This is a genomic window from Priestia sp. FW507-14D1A, from assembly GCF_058781295.1.
Map to the genome: position 1 here is coordinate 436,707 of NZ_JBYSWQ010000001.1, position 16,232 is coordinate 452,938.

General features: G+C 35.1%; 16 protein-coding genes and 1 pseudogene. 6 read left to right on the forward strand and 11 right to left on the reverse strand.

Annotated features, from left to right (window positions below):
- Window positions 1–10: 10 nt before the first annotated feature.
- Both AC3WJG_RS02610 and AC3WJG_RS02615 read right to left on the reverse strand, forming a co-directional pair.
- Window positions 11–1,213 (reverse strand): iron-containing alcohol dehydrogenase, encoded by a 1,203-nt coding sequence (locus AC3WJG_RS02610; protein ID WP_337134601.1) that lies wholly within the window; start codon window positions 1,211–1,213, stop codon window positions 11–13.
- Between the two features lie 344 nt (window positions 1,214–1,557).
- Window positions 1,558–2,448, reverse strand: a complete 891-nt coding sequence (locus AC3WJG_RS02615) for a LysR family transcriptional regulator (protein ID WP_098526208.1) — start codon at window positions 2,446–2,448, stop codon at window positions 1,558–1,560.
- Window positions 2,449–2,924: 476 nt separating this feature from the next.
- On the opposite strand from AC3WJG_RS02615, the gene AC3WJG_RS02620 reads away from it, so the two are divergent.
- Window positions 2,925–3,116 (forward strand): hypothetical protein, encoded by a 192-nt coding sequence (locus tag AC3WJG_RS02620; protein ID WP_098248999.1) that lies wholly within the window; start codon window positions 2,925–2,927, stop codon window positions 3,114–3,116.
- A gap of 400 nt (window positions 3,117–3,516) precedes the next feature.
- On the opposite strand, the gene AC3WJG_RS02625 is transcribed toward AC3WJG_RS02620, so the two are convergent.
- From AC3WJG_RS02625 to AC3WJG_RS02645, 5 genes are all read right to left on the reverse strand, one after another.
- Window positions 3,517–3,684, reverse strand: a complete 168-nt coding sequence (locus AC3WJG_RS02625; RefSeq protein ID WP_169305189.1) for a hypothetical protein — start codon at window positions 3,682–3,684, stop codon at window positions 3,517–3,519.
- A 408-nt stretch (window positions 3,685–4,092) separates the two neighbouring features.
- Window positions 4,093–4,602 carry a GNAT family N-acetyltransferase gene (locus tag AC3WJG_RS02630; RefSeq protein WP_028409863.1) on the reverse strand — a complete coding sequence of 170 codons (510 nt, stop codon included), beginning with the start codon at window positions 4,600–4,602 and terminating at the stop codon, window positions 4,093–4,095.
- 411 nt (window positions 4,603–5,013) lie between these two features.
- On the reverse strand, window positions 5,014–5,700 hold the full coding sequence (locus AC3WJG_RS02635; RefSeq protein WP_102812860.1) for an ABC transporter ATP-binding protein: 687 nt from the start codon (window positions 5,698–5,700) through the stop codon (window positions 5,014–5,016).
- On the reverse strand, window positions 5,701–6,822 hold the full coding sequence (locus tag AC3WJG_RS02640; RefSeq protein ID WP_028409861.1) for an ABC transporter permease: 1,122 nt from the start codon (window positions 6,820–6,822) through the stop codon (window positions 5,701–5,703).
- A 306-nt stretch (window positions 6,823–7,128) separates the two neighbouring features.
- Window positions 7,129–7,698, reverse strand: a complete 570-nt coding sequence (locus AC3WJG_RS02645; protein ID WP_098249003.1) for a TetR/AcrR family transcriptional regulator — start codon at window positions 7,696–7,698, stop codon at window positions 7,129–7,131.
- A gap of 653 nt (window positions 7,699–8,351) precedes the next feature.
- Here AC3WJG_RS02645 and AC3WJG_RS02650 point away from each other — a divergent pair.
- Entirely contained in the window at window positions 8,352–9,065 is a 714-nt protein-coding gene (locus AC3WJG_RS02650; RefSeq protein WP_025749947.1) for a hypothetical protein, read from the forward strand.
- Window positions 9,066–9,118: 53 nt separating this feature from the next.
- On the opposite strand, the gene AC3WJG_RS02655 is transcribed toward AC3WJG_RS02650, so the two are convergent.
- Window positions 9,119–9,265: a hypothetical protein gene (locus AC3WJG_RS02655; protein WP_169305188.1), complete on the reverse strand. Its 147-nt coding sequence runs from the start codon at window positions 9,263–9,265 to the stop codon at window positions 9,119–9,121.
- A gap of 43 nt (window positions 9,266–9,308) precedes the next feature.
- The gene (locus AC3WJG_RS02660; RefSeq protein WP_102812861.1) at window positions 9,309–10,229 is read right to left on the reverse strand and encodes a CPBP family intramembrane glutamic endopeptidase; all 921 of its coding nucleotides are present in this window, start codon (window positions 10,227–10,229) and stop codon (window positions 9,309–9,311) included.
- Window positions 10,230–11,165: 936 nt separating this feature from the next.
- Between AC3WJG_RS02660 and bioF the strand changes: the two genes are divergently transcribed.
- The 3 genes from bioF to bioC are packed head-to-tail and all read left to right on the forward strand — an operon-like array spanning window position 11,166 to window position 13,904.
- Entirely contained in the window at window positions 11,166–12,344 is a 1,179-nt protein-coding gene (gene bioF, locus AC3WJG_RS02665) for an 8-amino-7-oxononanoate synthase (RefSeq protein WP_102812983.1), read from the forward strand.
- Window positions 12,341–13,087 (forward strand): alpha/beta fold hydrolase, encoded by a 747-nt coding sequence (locus AC3WJG_RS02670; RefSeq protein WP_102812862.1) that lies wholly within the window; start codon window positions 12,341–12,343, stop codon window positions 13,085–13,087. Before bioF ends, AC3WJG_RS02670 begins: the two co-directional genes overlap by 4 nt.
- Window positions 13,080–13,904, forward strand: a complete 825-nt coding sequence (bioC, locus tag AC3WJG_RS02675; protein WP_102812863.1) for a malonyl-ACP O-methyltransferase BioC — start codon at window positions 13,080–13,082, stop codon at window positions 13,902–13,904. Before AC3WJG_RS02670 ends, bioC begins: the two co-directional genes overlap by 8 nt.
- A 108-nt stretch (window positions 13,905–14,012) precedes the next feature.
- Here bioC and AC3WJG_RS02680 read toward each other — a convergent pair whose 3' ends face one another.
- Together AC3WJG_RS02680 and AC3WJG_RS02685 are read right to left on the reverse strand one after the other, a co-directional pair.
- Entirely contained in the window at window positions 14,013–14,420 is a 408-nt protein-coding gene (locus tag AC3WJG_RS02680) for a PTS sugar transporter subunit IIA (protein ID WP_258006046.1), read from the reverse strand.
- 154 nt (window positions 14,421–14,574) lie between these two features.
- Window positions 14,575–14,853 (reverse strand): annotated as a pseudogene (locus AC3WJG_RS02685) (glucose PTS transporter subunit IIA); the annotation flags it as partial.
- A gap of 207 nt (window positions 14,854–15,060) precedes the next feature.
- Between AC3WJG_RS02685 and AC3WJG_RS02690 the strand changes: the two are divergent.
- Window positions 15,061–16,173, forward strand: coding sequence for a type II asparaginase (locus tag AC3WJG_RS02690; protein ID WP_337134612.1), 1,113 nt, complete (start codon window positions 15,061–15,063; stop codon window positions 16,171–16,173).
- The last annotated feature ends 59 nt before the right edge of the window (window positions 16,174–16,232 follow it).

Sequence of the window (16,232 nt, forward strand, 5' to 3'; positions counted from 1 at the left end):
TCTTTATCTTTTAATTCAAGCTCTCTACTCCAGAATTCCAATTTCGATCTACAGAGTTAAAGTAAGCTTGTTCAAGAATTTGCATATAATCAGTCTCCGTAATTAAACAGACGTTACTTGATGTTGAGTTGTTTTGCATGGCCAACCTTACAATGCTCGGAAAGTCTTCTTTCTTTACACCCTCTAAATCTTTTAATTTAGGAATATTTAATGATTCGGTTAACTCTATAATCCCTTGAATTAATTTTTTAACAGCTATTTCATCTGAATCTGAATCCTTGGCAAAGTTCATATACCGTGCTAATGTCGCATGCAATTGCTTATTCTCCATAGAATTGAATCTTAATACATATGGCAAAAATACAGCATTAGCAACTCCATGCGGGGTATCATAAAGTCCTCCAAGCGCTTCTGCTAAGCAGTGTACTGAAGCAACATCTGCAGATCCAAAACAAAGGCCTGCTAAGAGACTTCCTTCCAGCATATCTTGACGAGCTGCTTCATTTTTGCCATCGCGGAAAACGATAGGCAGTGCCGACACAATGGTTCTCATTGCTTGAGCTCCGAGCGCTTGTGAAATAGGATTTGTTACTTTACACGTATAACCTTCAATCGCATGAACGAGTGCATCAATTCCAGTAGCAGCAGTAACAGAAGGCGGAAGACTTAATGTTAGTTCAGGATCAAGAATCGCTAAGACGGGTCTTAACAAACTATGTTTGAGTGTCATCTTTCGGTGTGTAGATGCTTCCGTAATAACAGCAGAACGAGTAACTTCTGAGCCCGTACCTGAAGTAGTTGGAATACAAATAACTGGTGCAATGTTTGAATACAAAAGTCGGCCGTCTGCATAGTCAGATGGTTCCCCGCCGTTTGGACCGCACAGTGCAATAGCTTTTCCTGTATCCATTGCACTTCCGCCACCAACGGCAACAACTGCATCTGCACCAAATTCACGAAATAATTTTGCACCCTCCAAGCAATTTGCATCTCGAGGATTTTGCTCAATGGAGTCGAATAATAATACGCGATAACCAGAAGCCTCCAGGGCCGTTATAATTGGTGAAACTAGTCCTGTACGGACCACACCTGGATCACTCACAATTAAAATGGATGAACCAATATTTAGAGATTTTAGCATTTCTGGTAATTCTTTAGCTTTTCCCGTCCCTACCTCAATTTGAGTAGAACAAAAATAGTTATAGGATTTCATTTATACCCCTCCCATTATCTAAAATCAAATACATCTCTTAACTGAATTTTAACCTTCTCTACCATTAGCAGATTCAACTGTTACGCTGCAGGTAACTTATACTTATGGTGGTTTAGGCAATACACATACAGAATAGTAATGTAGTAGAGAACATAAATAAACTATATGTATATCCAACAAACTTCTTATCATATATAATACAAGCCCGGCCCCAATCATTACAGATGAATATTTAGATTGTTACTATCTAAAAAACCGATTAGTAACCTCTATACTATGTAATCAATTTATTTATGCAGCCCAATCTTGTTGTTCAATAAAAATAGATTCAAATACTAATCCCCTTAATGATCCAGTATTACTTCTCTAGTTACATCTAAAAAAGCACTCAAAGCTGGAGACACCCATTTGTCTTTATGCCAGACCAGCTGAGTTACGATTGGAAACTCCGGACCTTTCCATCTTAATACACTCATACTCCCTTCCTCTATTTCCTTCTCCACTGCTAGCTTAGGCAGTGCTGCTATTCCAATTCCAGCTATTACACATTTTTTGATAGCTTCTACATCACCAAGTTCAAGATCACATAACGGTTGAACGGCTGCATCAACAAGTGATGCTTCAAATATATTTCGATAATCGCACTTCTCAGTAAAAAGCAGCGACTGACCGTCTAGATCCACGGGTCTTACTTCAGATTTATCGGCTAAAGGATGATTCGGCGGACTTACTATAACAATAGGTTCCGCGACAAGCTGCTCGGCAATCAGCTTATCCGAGTTAATGCAAGTCATCGATATTAAAACAGCATCTATGAGACCTTGAGCAAGTAAATCCTCAAAATCATTTTCAGAAATTCCAGGTCGAAAAATCAGTTTCACTTTAGGAAAACGAGCTTGAAATAGTTTCAGCAAAGCTGGTAAGCGATAGGTGCATTGGGTTTCTGAAGCACATATTGTTAACGTCCCGCTAGGCTCTTCATTCCCACCTACAGTTTCCTTTGCCTCTTCGGTTAAATCAAGCACCTTGTCCGTATATAGCTTAAAGCGCTTTCCAGCGTCAGTTAAGATAACTCGCTTCCCCAACCGATCAAAAAGTTGGACAGCAAGTTCTTCCTCAAGAGATTTAATCTGAGCTGTTACACTTGATTGAGCATAGTGAAGAATTTCAGCTGTTCGAGTAAAGTTTAGTTCTCTGGCAGCAATTTGAAAAATTTTTAACTGTTTGAGTTCCATAGTTTTCTCTCCTAAATCATTTTCACCAATAATAATATTATTCTAAATATATCATTTCACTCGTGCTGCTTGTAAGCGTAATGTCTTTCACTGCTCGCTTCTCAGAGAAACGTTTGCATACCAAGAATGTATGACGTAAAGCTGCTTATTTCGGAAAAAGAACCCTGGACAGTGAATAGGACTGATCCAAGGGTTCTTCTACTTGATTGGTTCCTTTAAAAATGATTATAGTAACTAAGATTGAACACGATATACAGAGTGAAAACAGAAAAGACCTACCTCTTTCCAGCCAAAAAATGAAACATCTTGTAGTATTGTTTACACAGTGTTTCTTAAAAACAGGATCCATTTTTCTCTAATCTAAGATGATTCCTTCTGATAAATAAACCCCATTACGTTATTCCGATGTAATAGAAGAAGGATTTTACTTTTCAAGATAGAATAGTTCCTTAAAGAATCATAAAGGAGTTGATTTCATGTCTAAACAAACAAAAGATAGAAAAGAAATAAAGCTTTTGGATTCTCAAATTTATTTATGTGATGAAATTAAAAAGTTGTTGAAGAAAAAAGAAAAAAGAAGTCTAGCTTTTGAACAAGAGTATACAGAGCATGATATATTACACATTGCTTTAAACAGATTAATGAGTGAATTAATCTCCAGACATTAAAAATGTCACCTATCATATTTGATATTATTCGAAATAGATAAGTTTCATATAAAAAATAGACAGAATATTTCATCAATATCTTTACTTTGTAAACGCTTTCGTTTATACTAAGTATAGGTTGGATGGCATGAGTGGCTGTCATAGTATTTAGCGTAGGCGGGGCTGATACGAGGGAACAGGACATAGAAGAAATGTCCTTTTTTGTTTGGGCAACATTTCTTAGAAACTAGTAAATGTTATAAAGTGCTTTCAAACGCTTTTTTTACTTAGTATATCTTATCCAGTCTGTAAATTGAAAAAGACCACCTCTTCCCAATCAAAAGAGGTAGCCATTTTTTTAAGTTGAATTAACAGCGGTCGTTAAATAATGCTTTATTGCACCTTGAGCAGTTTGCCTAATTTAATAAACTGTATTCGTAGACAACATATTCACCGCTTTTTCTAACAGTAAAATATCTTCTTCAACCATTTTTTTCACATCGTCGAAATCAAGTTGAATATATTCTTCTTTTAAACGTTCTAATTCCCTGGTGAACAGGGATCCCGTATAGTACCTATAATTTGTCACTACTATTTATCCCCTTTGTGTGCTCTTAATATATGTGATTCCCCTTTATTTAGATTAACAACCAATAAAAGCAGGATTTATAAAAAAATAATCCTTCCCTCATGCAGGCAAAGGATTTTTAACTTTATTGTAATAGGGAGAATATGTTATTAGTGTGGCCAGATTTGTAGTTTCATATACATACAAAGTTTAAAAATGTTATAATCACTCTAATTCTCTCTTACCTGAGATTCATAGTTTATTTAGTAAATACTAAAGTACTTCGTATATTATTACAGTTTTATCATTTGCGCTTACGGGCGGCAAATAAATGATATATGAAATCGTGACTTTTGTACAATACAAGCACTAGCTTTTTTACTTTCATGATAGTCTGTAAGCTTAGCTTTTTATGGTGAAGAAGTAAGTTTACTTTTTCCATTCTGATGCCAGTATACCCATAAAGTATGTATCTACGTACTTCCCATCCACATAGGCATGATTTCTTAATTTCCCTTCGGTAACAAAACCGATTTTTTCATACAATGCAATTGCCTGTTCGTTTATTCCTCTTGTAGTTAAATAGATTTTATTTAGACGGAGCTGTTTAAACCCTAGATCAATCATTTGCTCCATGGCCATTTGACCGTATCCTTGCCCTCTAGATTCTGAAGATAAAAGAATTCCTATACTAGCTCTTCCATGTGCGTATTCTATATCTTTTAGAAATACCCATCCAACTAATTCTTTTTCCTCGCTTTCAATTCCTAAAATTAAATCGTTGTTCATTCTTTTCTTTTCTACTTCTTGCACTACCTCTTCATAAGTTAAAGGTGTTCTGCCTACCATTCGTATTGCCCGTTCATCATTTAACCATTTATGTAAGTATTGAATATGAGCTGTTTCAAACGGCGTAAGGTATATTTTTTTTGTACTCATTTATTTATCTACTCCTTTGTACGTATATTCAATCTTTATCCTTAATTAGAGTTAATTCATTAGTTTGAGATATTAAATCAGTTATCTTATTTCTTTTTATATTGATTATTTTACCATTAATTATAATTAAAGGAATTCTGTTTTCAAGGATTTCGTTTTCTTCCTTAAGAAATAGTTAAATAAAAAACCTTTGCCCTTCTGGGCAAAGGTTTTTTATTTATTAGACACAGAGGGAATATTTTATAAGTCTAGTTAGGTTTGTAGATTCACATACAAATACCAATATTTCTTATTCGCCAACTGTCGCAAAATCACCATGCAAAGCAATTAGTTAGCTACTAGTTTAGTTATTCACCTTATAAAAGAAAGAATAATAAGGTTAGTAGTATCAAGCGTCGTTATCTCTATTTCTTAGTTCATAACGTTATTTACTATTAGTTTTCCATCCTCCATATGATATACATGATCGCAGTAAGCTAACATACGTTCATCGTGCGTGACCATGATTGCTGCTTTTTTTCGTTTTTTCACTTCACCCGCAATTAATTGCACTACTTCATGAGCACGTTCTGAATCTAAGCTTGCTGTTGGCTCATCAGCTAGAATAACGCTTGGCTGGTTAAAAAAGGCCCTGGCAATTGCTACGCGCTGTCGCTCACCGCCAGATAATTCATTAGGCATTTTGTTTATCTTATCTCCTAACCCAAGTTCATTCAATATTTTTTTGGCAAGCTGACGATCCACATTACTTGCTTTACCAGCCATTACTTTAATTAAAATTAACTGATCCATTACAGATAAGTAAGGAATTAAATTAGATGATTGTAAAATAAAACCTATTTCGTTTAAACGAAATTTGGCTAGCTGCTCCTCATTTAATAGCCCTACATCTTTTCCATTTACAATTACTTTTCCAGATGTTGACTTCATTAATGCACCGATAATAGATAGTAAAGTACTCTTTCCTGAACCAGATGGTCCTACAATCGCTGCCAGCTCTCCAGGATTAACCTTTAAAGAAGCTTCTTTTAAAACTGTTAGAGTAGAAGTTCCCTCCGTATATTGTTTTGTAACTTGGTGCAACTGAATACTGCTCATTTATTCCACCCTCCCTAAAGCTGTTAATGGATCAATTTTTGTAATTTGTCGGACTGAAACAATAGAACTTAATAGACTGATAACTAATAACGTAATTGCATATAAAATTACTAATTTAACATCTAAATCAAAAGGCATATTTTTAGGGAAGAAAAGAGCGGTTACATATGTTATGCCTATCCCTGCCAAAATTCCAAAGAAAGACAGAATAAATACCTGTGCAACAATAGCTTTAGAAATAAATCGATTTGAAGCTCCAATTGCTTTCATTACACCAAATTGAGGAGTTTTTTGAATTGTTATAACATAAAAGAAAACTGAGATGATAAAAGCTGAAATAACAATCAAAAATGAAAGCATCATTAAAATGGTTCCATTTTCCTCTTTATAACCAGGCATTCCTTTTACAGCGGTCGATTTTGTAACAGTTTTAATTCCTTCCACCTGTTTATCCAGCTTAGCTGCATCTAATTGAGGAGCTTTTAAAATAATAGATTGCACTGGATTTTTAATGCCGTTGTCAGCCCCTGGTGCTGCATACTGATACTCTCTCCAAGTGTCCATATTCGTAAATAACGCCGGTAAATGGTTGAATGTTTCATTCTCGACAAAACCAATAATAGTTAATTTCAATTTAGAATTAGAAACAAGAATTTCATCCCCAACTTTATACCCTTCATCTTTCAAATTACTATTGGCTAGCACGCCAAATTTCTTGTTAATTGAAAGTTGCTTCCCTTCTATAACGTTTGGCTCAATGAAGGATCCTGCAGTAATTCCAACTACTGCTACATCTGTTTTCTTGCTGCTATCATCAGTTTTTTCTTTAGAAATTGCTCCCATTGATGATCCGAAAACAGCGGCATCTTTTACATCTGTGTTTTTTCTAATATCGTTAATTAAATTACCAGACATGATAGATTTGCTAAACGTAGTACCAGCACTTTTCTCATAAACTACATAATCTGCATCTAAGTTTTTAATTGTGGCAGCACTTAATGTCGAAAGGCCATTTCCCAGTCCCGATAAAATAAACACTAGCCAAGCAATTAAAACGATGATAATACTCATCATTACATAACGAAATTTAGCATGTTTTAATTCTTTAATTGCTAAAAACAACTTTAACCTCTCCCTTCAAAAATAGTTACACATTTGTCACTTTCAAACAAAAAAATAACTTATATACTTTTAAAAAAATTACTATATATGCAGGTCAGTATGTGTAAGTTAATTACTTAGTTTCTAAAAATAAATTTAAACTCTCCCTTTAAAATTAGTTACACACCTGTTACTTTCAAACAAAAAAAATAACAGATGTGATTTTCGCACCACTCACTGCATCTATAAGTTACATATTTGTTACTTTTGAACGAAAATAACCTATGTGTCGTACAAAGGTTATTATATACATAAGTTACACATTTGTCACTTTCTTTTTATAATACCGTCTAAAATTAACTTTTTCGTATAGATGAGTACTTGTTCAGCGTCCATTCCAGAATGGTTAGGAATAGAAATACTTTGAAATATAAACCCTAACAACATTTCATTTGGCATATCCATTTCAATGAAGCCCTCTTCTTTTCCTTGCTGCACTATATGTATAAGAGGCTTGTATAGCTCATGGTGCATATGAGAAAGCTTTTCTTTCTTAGCTTCTAGCAAAGGGATATTTTTTGTAGGTATTCCAATTCCAAGAATTAAATGTAAATCCTTGTACATGAATATTTTTTCCAAGAGTAAGTCTATCTTTTCTAAGAAAGGTAATTCCTTTGGAATAGAGGAAAAGCTTGTTAATGTATTTGTTATTTCATCTAACATAAAGTCTAATAGCAATTCATCTTTATTTTGATAATATTTATAAATTGCTGCTCGTGTAACATTTAATTCTTTCGCTAATTGACCAATTGTAAACCCTTCATATCCAGTTTGGATAATAAGCTTTTTGGTAGAACGGAATAAGTCAATTGTATCAAATTTCCGACCTCTAGCCATGTTATAACCTCTTTTCAATTCATTCCCGCGTGATTTTCACAATCGTTCTTTAATCACTTTTAAACTTTCCCTTTTTCTTCTTGTTCAGTCCCATGATGTTAACGTATAAAGTCTAGTTAGTTAACACTATCTATTACTGTAATTGAGAGCTAGCTATATGGATCATCTTCTACTAAACCGAGCCAAGAGTAGTGCCTGCTACTTTCGTAAAAAATGGTATTATTTTGTATTGATATTTTTACTAATTCTAGACCAGGTCGTTATTTTGTTTCTCCACTCATTTTATCGTAAAAAACTTTTGCACACCCGTGGTTCATTAGTGCTTCTGTTTAAAATTCTAAATTTCTCAATAAAGTTGATACACATTCATATCCGATAAACGGCAGTTATCACTCTTTCTCATTTAGATATCAATTTATTGTAACATAAAGTCAAAACAAACAGGTTATTGAACAGAGTATACCAAACAAGGTTTTTTCATGTTTGTGGTAACCAAAAGCAAATCTTTTTAATAATACGTTTTAAGAAATAATTAAGGTACAATATCCCCTTAATGAACGCGCCTCTTTAAGAAGTATCCACTTAAAGTATGGTTTCTCTTCTTCTATTAAAGGGAATTAAACCATAAAAGTGAACCTTAAAAGGAGACCATCATGGTTACAATTGAATCAATCATAATAGGTATTGTTTTTATCCTCATTCAACTATACGCATTAACGATTGTCGAACGTTCTCCAATCGGGGAGCAAAAGCTGCTCTCATTATCAGGCGGTGTAGCTATTGCCTATGTATTTATTTATATCTTACCGACGCTTCACAAGAAACAAGAAGAGTTTGGAGGGTCGCTAGCCCTTGATACTGAACTATATTTTCTTGGTCTTCTCGGCTTACTCGTCTATTTTTCTGTGTATTCATTTGCTCAGACAAAAGCAGCCACACACCTAACGGAACTGACCGTGTACATGGTACAGGCTAGTTTTTTTATGGTTTATTCTTTTATCATTTCTTACGTCGTATTTTCAACCGATGTTAAGCGAGTTGAATCAGTATTTTACGGACTGGCTATCAGCCTTCATTTTATCGGGTGGTCTTACCATCTAGGAAAAAAACATCCGCGCCTACACAAAACTAGAGGTCGCTATATGCTGGCCGGAGCAACTTTTCTTGGGTCCATTCTGGGCGTTTTCGGCCCTTCATCAGGACTGCTCATTGAGTCGATGATTGCTTTTAGTTCAGGTGCAATGTTATTTAACGTGATCAGTAAAGAGCTTCCTTTTGAAAAACATGCGCATTTGCCTACCTTTTTAATCTCATCTCTTATCTACGCGGCTACAATGATTTCGTTAAAAGCTTTTTTCAATTGGTAGTTGCGTGCGCGTGTTTTTACAAAACAAAAAGAGCAGCATTTAATGCTGCTCTTTTAAAGTATGGTTTTTATTGCTAGATACACTGCAGCAATCGATGCAAGAACGATAAGTACATTCAAAATGCGATGTTGAGTAGCTAAGTGGCCCCGCTTCATTTCTGCGCGAGTCAATGGTTTATTTTCATCGTGATTTCCACTCACTCTGTTACATCTCCTATCCTGTTTAGTTATTGGTTCTGCCAATTTAAGCAATAAGCTGATCTTTTTCAGCTGCTTCTTCCTTTTTTATCTTCCCTCTACATAAGATATAGAAAACACTAAACATAACAATCGACCAAATAAGATTAGCTCCTGGCTCAGTGTCAGCTACCTTAAACAAACTCGGTATAGATCCGAAAACAGAATCGTCCGTTGTAAGGAACAGAGCGAGAAACATGTTGTTGGCTGCGTGTGCGCCAATGGTAATTTCTAAGCTTTTTGTTTTAATCGCGATATATGTAAGAGCAAAACCAGCTACAATATAATCTAGTCCCACCAATATAATGGATTTATTCATTTCAGGATTAGCAAAATGACCTATTGAAAACATTAGTCCCACAATAATCGCAAGTAAAATTGGACGCTTCACTTTCTTACTCACCCATTGAAGAAGAAGTCCTCTAAAGAAAAGCTCCTCCGTTGTTGTTTGAATAGGTACTAATAAAAATGTAATAAGTATTAATAGTACATACTCTTTTACACTTACATGGTTCCATGAATAATCCGAATGGTTAAACACAACATCAATTAATTGTGAAATGATTAGTAACAGGCTAAAAGCTCCAAAAGCCCATATTACTTTCTTCCAATTCACACGTTTGTTAGCAGTGATTAATGATTTCATTTTTCGTTTGTGAATAAAACGAATCCCGATCCATAAACCAAAAATCCAGCATATGTACATAATATGAGACAACAGAAAATCAAGATTAGCATTGATTCCTACAGCTACTCCGCTATCAAAATCAACATATGATTTTCCACTTTCATCAGCTGCAACCATTATCATTTCAGCAATAATATAAATAACTGATCCTAACAGCATAAACATAGAAGCAAGGATTGTTGTACTTACATAACGCTTCCAGCTATTTTTTCCTTCTTCCACATTTAAATAGTTTTTCATTTTATTCTTACTCCCTCAGCCTTCTCTTCTCAATTACATCTTTCTTCTCTACTTTGTTATTGTCTAGGCAATGTAAAAATCTATTAGGAACCGAAGTCCTGCAATCATTTTAACTACCGCCTGCTTTTTACCTTTGAAGATAAGGAAAGAGACTGACAATATTCAGAAATTACAACTCTACCCATTACCTCTTTATATAAAATTTAGCGTCTTAAAAGCCGTTAAAACACAGCTTTTTCTAAAAGAAGACTCGACACCAAGTCATCGTTAATCTTTATATCTTGCTCATACGTGCCCGCATACACATAATTTTGAAGAAAATACTTGCTACTCAAGAATATATATCCTAGAACAACTAAAATAAATATTTTTTTCAACATCGTCCTCACCTTTTTATCTAAAGTTTTCCCCTCACAGCTACTACCACAACCGCTAAGGGCTTATCCATAAAGAGCTTTTCATTTTTTAAAATTAGCTACCATTCTATCTAACATCGCAAAAATGATATAAGTTACAAAAATATTACATTATTATTACAAATGTAACAATTACATTATAACTAAGAAAAAGAGGATAATCAATATGAAGTGTTTAGTAAAGCAAATAAAATTGCTAGATTAATATGATGCGTGTAAATAAATCGAAAACATGTTGGAAAAGACGTTTGTTATTAAACAGCAGTATTTAAAAAACAAAAAGAAGCAAACTCCCTACCATTAGGAGTTTGTTTCTTTTATTTAAGAGTTGTTTTTATAACCTCTTTCATCTCATGTAGTGTTGAGATTTATGAAGTAATAAGCTATAAACTACTTCTCCTGATTTAACATGACACTTAACCATTTTATCTTGACACTCTTCTAAAGGAGTGATTAGATATATATGTTAACTATATTAAAATTAAAGTTAACTAATCTTATTGTCGGTGGTGAAAGCGTATTGGATTGGGAAGAAGATATTAAAAGAGAACTTGCCTATTTAGATGAAATTTTTCAAAATCGGCACCTTGTTACTACAGAATTTGCTGAACAACCATGGCTTATAGTCAATGGACATAGGATGTTAAACCTTGCCTCTAATAACTATTTAGGCTACGCAGGAGATAATGGCCTGAAGAAAACAATGAGTGATGCTGTGATGACATATGGAATAGGAGCAACAGCTTCACGCTTAATAATAGGAAATCACTCTCTTTACGAGAAAGCAGAAAAAGCACTTGTTAATTGGAAAAAAGCTGAGGCAGGACTTATTATCAATAGTGGTTATAATGCAAACCTAGGAATCATCTCAGCCTTGGTTCCGCGTAACGGCTTCATCTTCAGCGATAAGTTAAATCATGCAAGTATCATTGATGGCGCCCTACTGAGCCGCGCAACACTTCAACGCTATCGCCATAACGATATGAACCACCTAGAAAATTCATTAAAAAAAGTTCCCATGGAGTCACGGAAGTTAATTGTAACAGATACTGTTTTCAGCATGGATGGTGATTTTGCCAAGCTCGAGGATCTTGTTAAATTAAAAGAGCAATATAACGCAATGTTAATGGTTGATGAAGCTCACGCAAGCGGTGTATACGGAAAAAATGGTGAAGGATATGCGCATTTTCTTAATCTGCAAGATAAAATTGATATTCAAATGGGAACGTTTAGTAAAGCGCTAGGGTCATTTGGAGCTTATGTTACCGGAAAACAGTGGGTCATAGATTATTTAAAAAATAGAATGCGAGGATTCATTTATTCAACTGCTCTTCCCCCTGCTATACTCGGTGCAATAACGGCTGCGATTGAAAAGGTGCAACAAGACACAGAGCGTCGCGCACTTCTTCAACAACATGCACTATTTTTTAGGAAGGCACTTACATACGAAGGATTTAACACATGCAATAGTCAATCTCAAATCATTCCAATTTTAACGGGAGAAAACAAAAGAACAATGCAGTTTGCAGAGCGTTTACAGAAAGAAGGAATTGCTGCTATTGCAGTTAGGCCCCCTACTGTTCCTGAAAATAAAGCAAGAATTCGTTTTACTGTAACAGCCGATCATACTCGAGAAGATTTAGATTGGGCCATAAAGAGAATTTCTATAATTGGAAAAGAAATGAGCGTGATTCAATGAAACCATCCACTATTATAATATTTCCCGGATGGGGAATGGAAAAAGCAGCGTTTCACCCAATCATAAAATCATTGTCTGCTATATGTAACGTTTTGTTTAGAGACTGGCGAAGCGTAAAAGAACTAAGTGACTTTAGAGAACGAGCAATCCAATTGCTTACTTCTACTCCAGGTACTGTTTATTTAATGGGTTGGTCATTAGGTTCCCTTGTAACGCTTGAACTTGCTAGTTTATACCCTAGCAAGATAGAAGGACTCATATTAATCGGCGGAACTAGTCGCTTTACAAACGGCATGCATAATACATTTGGATGGGAACAACGTATCGTTGAACGTATGAAAAAACAGCTACAGCGTAATAAAGAAAAAACCCTTACTTCATTTTATAACGCTATGTTCACTAAATCTGAAAAAGAAGAAGAATTTCATCATCAATTTATGGAAGTTGTTCAGCGTGATTATCAAGGAGACAGTATGTACTCCCTCCTTACAGGGCTGGATTATTTACTCCAAAAAGATGTTAGAATGCAACTTAACCAAATTCAAACTCCTTGTTTGTTGATCCATGGAAAAGATGATCAAATATGTTTACCTGAGTCTTCTTCTTTCATAGCTGAAAGAATTGGTGGAAAAGCGCAGCTGTGTATTTTAGAAAAAGCTGGCCATATTCCTTTTTTTACAAAGCCTCAGCACTGTACGCAACTTATAGAAAAATTTCTCGAAAAGGAGCTCATTTATGATTAATAAGCAACTTTTAAAGAAAAGGTTCAATAATCATGCTAAAACTTATGATGCTTATGCCGATGTACAAAAAAGCATGGCAAACCAGTTAATAGATCAGCTTCCCACTAATTTCTTTAACCAGAAAATAGCTATTCTTGAAGTTGGGTGCGGCACGGGTTATTTAACACAATTATTGTGCAAAAAATTTCCTAAGGCCGCTATTACAGCAATTGATTTGTCATCAGGAATGATTGGGTTAGCAAAGAAAAAAATAAGGGAAAATCGAGTTTCTTTTATATGCGGAGATATCGAGGAGATAAGTATAGAAAGAGGTTATGACCTTATTATTTCGAATGCAACATTTCAGTGGTTTAATAGTCTTCATACGACAATCAAAAAATTGTATAAACAACTCAAGCCTACAGGCAGCTTGCTATTTTCAACCTTTGGAAATCGTACATTTCAAGAGCTTCATTCATGCTACAGTCATGCGAAACAAAAGCTTGGTCTTTTCAGTAACAGTTCACCTGGCCAATTGTTTTTTTCTCTTGAAGAGTTGTCTCAAATTTGTGAACAAGCATTACTTTCATTGGGGGAGCATCCATTTAAACTATTAAAAATGGAGAACCTAGAGATTCAATACTTTCCGACGGTCCAGGCATTTTTTACATCAATAAAAAAGATTGGAGCAAGTAACAGTAACGAGGAAAGCTACTGTCAGCGCCCTTCCTTTTTTCGTCAGTTGATCAATTTATATGAAAATAATCATCGTGACGAAAATGGCGTAAAAGTAACCTATCATTGCTTAATGTTTAATATTACAAAAACGAACCAATAGCCAATCCAGCCCTGGTTACTCTCTAGAGGTGATGAATTGCCGCCAGTAAAAAAGGGTACTCTTCTATTTAGAAAAGTACCCTTAAATAATCAATTAGATTTAATTAACTTACTGTTTTTTAGAAACTAGCTCAATAATATTTGTTATACCTTGCTCATTGTACCCTGTTTTTAATAACTGTATTTGATTATGTTCAGATAAATTTGTAAAGATGATTGGTGTAACAAGTGATTTAGCATTTTCTTTAATGTAGTTTAGGTCTATTTTTAAAAGCGGGGTTCCTTGTGTAACCTTTTCTCCCTCTTTAATTAGACATGTAAACTCTTTCCCGTTCAAGTTCACTGTTTCTAACCCTACGTGAATTAATAACTCTAGATCTTGATCTGTTTTTAGACCTATGGCATGTTTTGTAGGAAAGATGCTAACAACCTCCCCATTGATAGAAGAAACAAGAATATTATTAGTTGGTTCGATGACAAAACCGTCTCCCATCATCTTTGAAGAAAAAAACAGCATCAGGGACGTCTTCTAGAGGCACAATATATCCGTCAAACGGAAGTTTGAATGCGCTTCCTAAAGTTGTATCGTTCATTTCTTTTTGCTCACCTGTTGCAGCAACTTTAGTTTTTGTCTTCGCTTCAGGTACTTCTTTGTTATTAGAGCCTTCTGTAATAGCCTCTTTTGGTATGCCAAATAAATATGTGCAGATGAACCCTCCAGCATATCCTGCAAGTAAGGCAATGATATATTTCAGCCATAAACCGTGAGCAATTAATGGAATTAAAGCGAAACCAGATGGACCGATAGCGATGGAATCAACGTTTCCGAACATTCCAATTACGGCTCCTCCAATTCCTCCACCGATACAAGCCGTAATGAACGGGCGCTCTAATGGAAGAATAATTCCATAACCAAGTGGTTCTCCAATACCTAATATTCCGACAGGAAGAGGATGCTACTAGACTGCTTTACCCCTTTCTGAAATCCGTTTTACGTTTATATCATGTATCTTAAAAAGCAGAAAAAACAAGAAGGATCTCATAAGAATAATGCGTTTATCCATTTATTCTTCGTGCGGACAAATGATTGGATATTTTAAATTCAAATTACCAATAATACCGTTACATGTCTTTTGCCTAAAAGGAGCTAAGTAATGATGGAACTGAAAAGAATAGTAGGCCTTACCTTTTTATCAAGCGTTATCTTATTTTCGGGACCTTTATCATTGGTCAATGCATCGGTAAATGATTCTAAAATGACTGTAAAACATTCAGTGAAAGAAGAGCTGCCCAATATAAAAATTTTGGCCACTGGAGGTACGATTGCAGGCTCTTCTGAAAGCAGCACAGACACAACTGGATATGAATCAGGAGCTCTTGATGTTAAAGCCATCATTAAAGCTGTTCCTGAGTTAAAAAAAGTAGCGAATGTAAGCGGAGAACAGGTCGTAAATATCGGAAGTCAAAATATAGATAACAGCATTTTGTTAAAGTTAGCGAAGCGAATTAATACACTATTAGCTTCTAAGAATGTTGACGGAATTGTCGTGACGCACGGATCTGATACGATGGAGGAAACGGCTTATTTTCTAAATTTAGTAGTAAAGAGTGACAAACCTGTGGTTGTGGTTGGTTCAATGAGACCAGCTACCGCTATAAGTGCAGATGGACCGCTAAACTTGTATAATGCAGTGAAAATTGCTTCTACAAAAGAAGCACGAAATACCGGTGTTTTAGTAGCGCTCAACGATCGAATTGGTGCAGCTCGTTATATAACAAAAACACATACAACGGCAGTAGATACGTTTAAATCCCCTGAACAAGGATATGTAGGGGAAATAGCTGGAGATAAGGTAATATTTTATAACAAACCAACTCGCAAACATACAACACAATCAATATTCGACGTATCAAAATTAGATAAGCTTCCTCAAGTAGACATCATATACGGGTATCAAAACGATTCTAGGAATTTTTATGACACAGCCGTAAAAGCTGGAGCAAAAGGAATCGTCGTTGCAGGAGCAGGAAATGGACTGCTATCTGATGCTGCCCTAACAGGTGCTAGAGATGCGGTAAAAAAAGGCGTAGTTATTGTGAGATCTAGCCGGGTAGGAAGCGGAGTTGTGACACATGAAAAATCAGATGATAAAGATACGTTTGTGACATCCGATTCGCTAAACCCACAAAAAGCCCGTATTCTTTTAATGCTTGCTTTAACAAAAACAAAGGACCCTAAAAAGATTCAAGAATGTTTTAATGAGTATTAAATCAAAAATATCTTTCATCCTCTGTTTTGACTAAATTTTTTAAGAACAATCGGTAACGA

Coding starts and splice junctions, on each gene's coding strand:
- AC3WJG_RS02650 (WP_025749947.1), top strand. CDS start 8,352: ATGGTTACAATTGAATCAATCATAATAGGTATTGTTTTTATCCTCATT.
- AC3WJG_RS02610 (WP_337134601.1), bottom strand. CDS start 1,213: ATGAAATCCTATAACTATTTTTGTTCTACTCAAATTGAGGTAGGGACG.
- AC3WJG_RS02620 (WP_098248999.1), top strand. CDS start 2,925: ATGTCTAAACAAACAAAAGATAGAAAAGAAATAAAGCTTTTGGATTCT.
- AC3WJG_RS02690 (WP_337134612.1), top strand. CDS start 15,061: ATGGAACTGAAAAGAATAGTAGGCCTTACCTTTTTATCAAGCGTTATC.
- AC3WJG_RS02670 (WP_102812862.1), top strand. CDS start 12,341: ATGAAACCATCCACTATTATAATATTTCCCGGATGGGGAATGGAAAAA.
- AC3WJG_RS02680 (WP_258006046.1), bottom strand. CDS start 14,420: ATGCTGTTTTTTTCTTCAAAGATGATGGGAGACGGTTTTGTCATCGAA.
- AC3WJG_RS02615 (WP_098526208.1), bottom strand. CDS start 2,448: ATGGAACTCAAACAGTTAAAAATTTTTCAAATTGCTGCCAGAGAACTA.
- AC3WJG_RS02660 (WP_102812861.1), bottom strand. CDS start 10,229: ATGAAAAACTATTTAAATGTGGAAGAAGGAAAAAATAGCTGGAAGCGT.
- AC3WJG_RS02645 (WP_098249003.1), bottom strand. CDS start 7,698: ATGGCTAGAGGTCGGAAATTTGATACAATTGACTTATTCCGTTCTACC.
- AC3WJG_RS02630 (WP_028409863.1), bottom strand. CDS start 4,602: ATGAGTACAAAAAAAATATACCTTACGCCGTTTGAAACAGCTCATATT.
- bioC (WP_102812863.1), top strand. CDS start 13,080: ATGATTAATAAGCAACTTTTAAAGAAAAGGTTCAATAATCATGCTAAA.
- AC3WJG_RS02635 (WP_102812860.1), bottom strand. CDS start 5,700: ATGAGCAGTATTCAGTTGCACCAAGTTACAAAACAATATACGGAGGGA.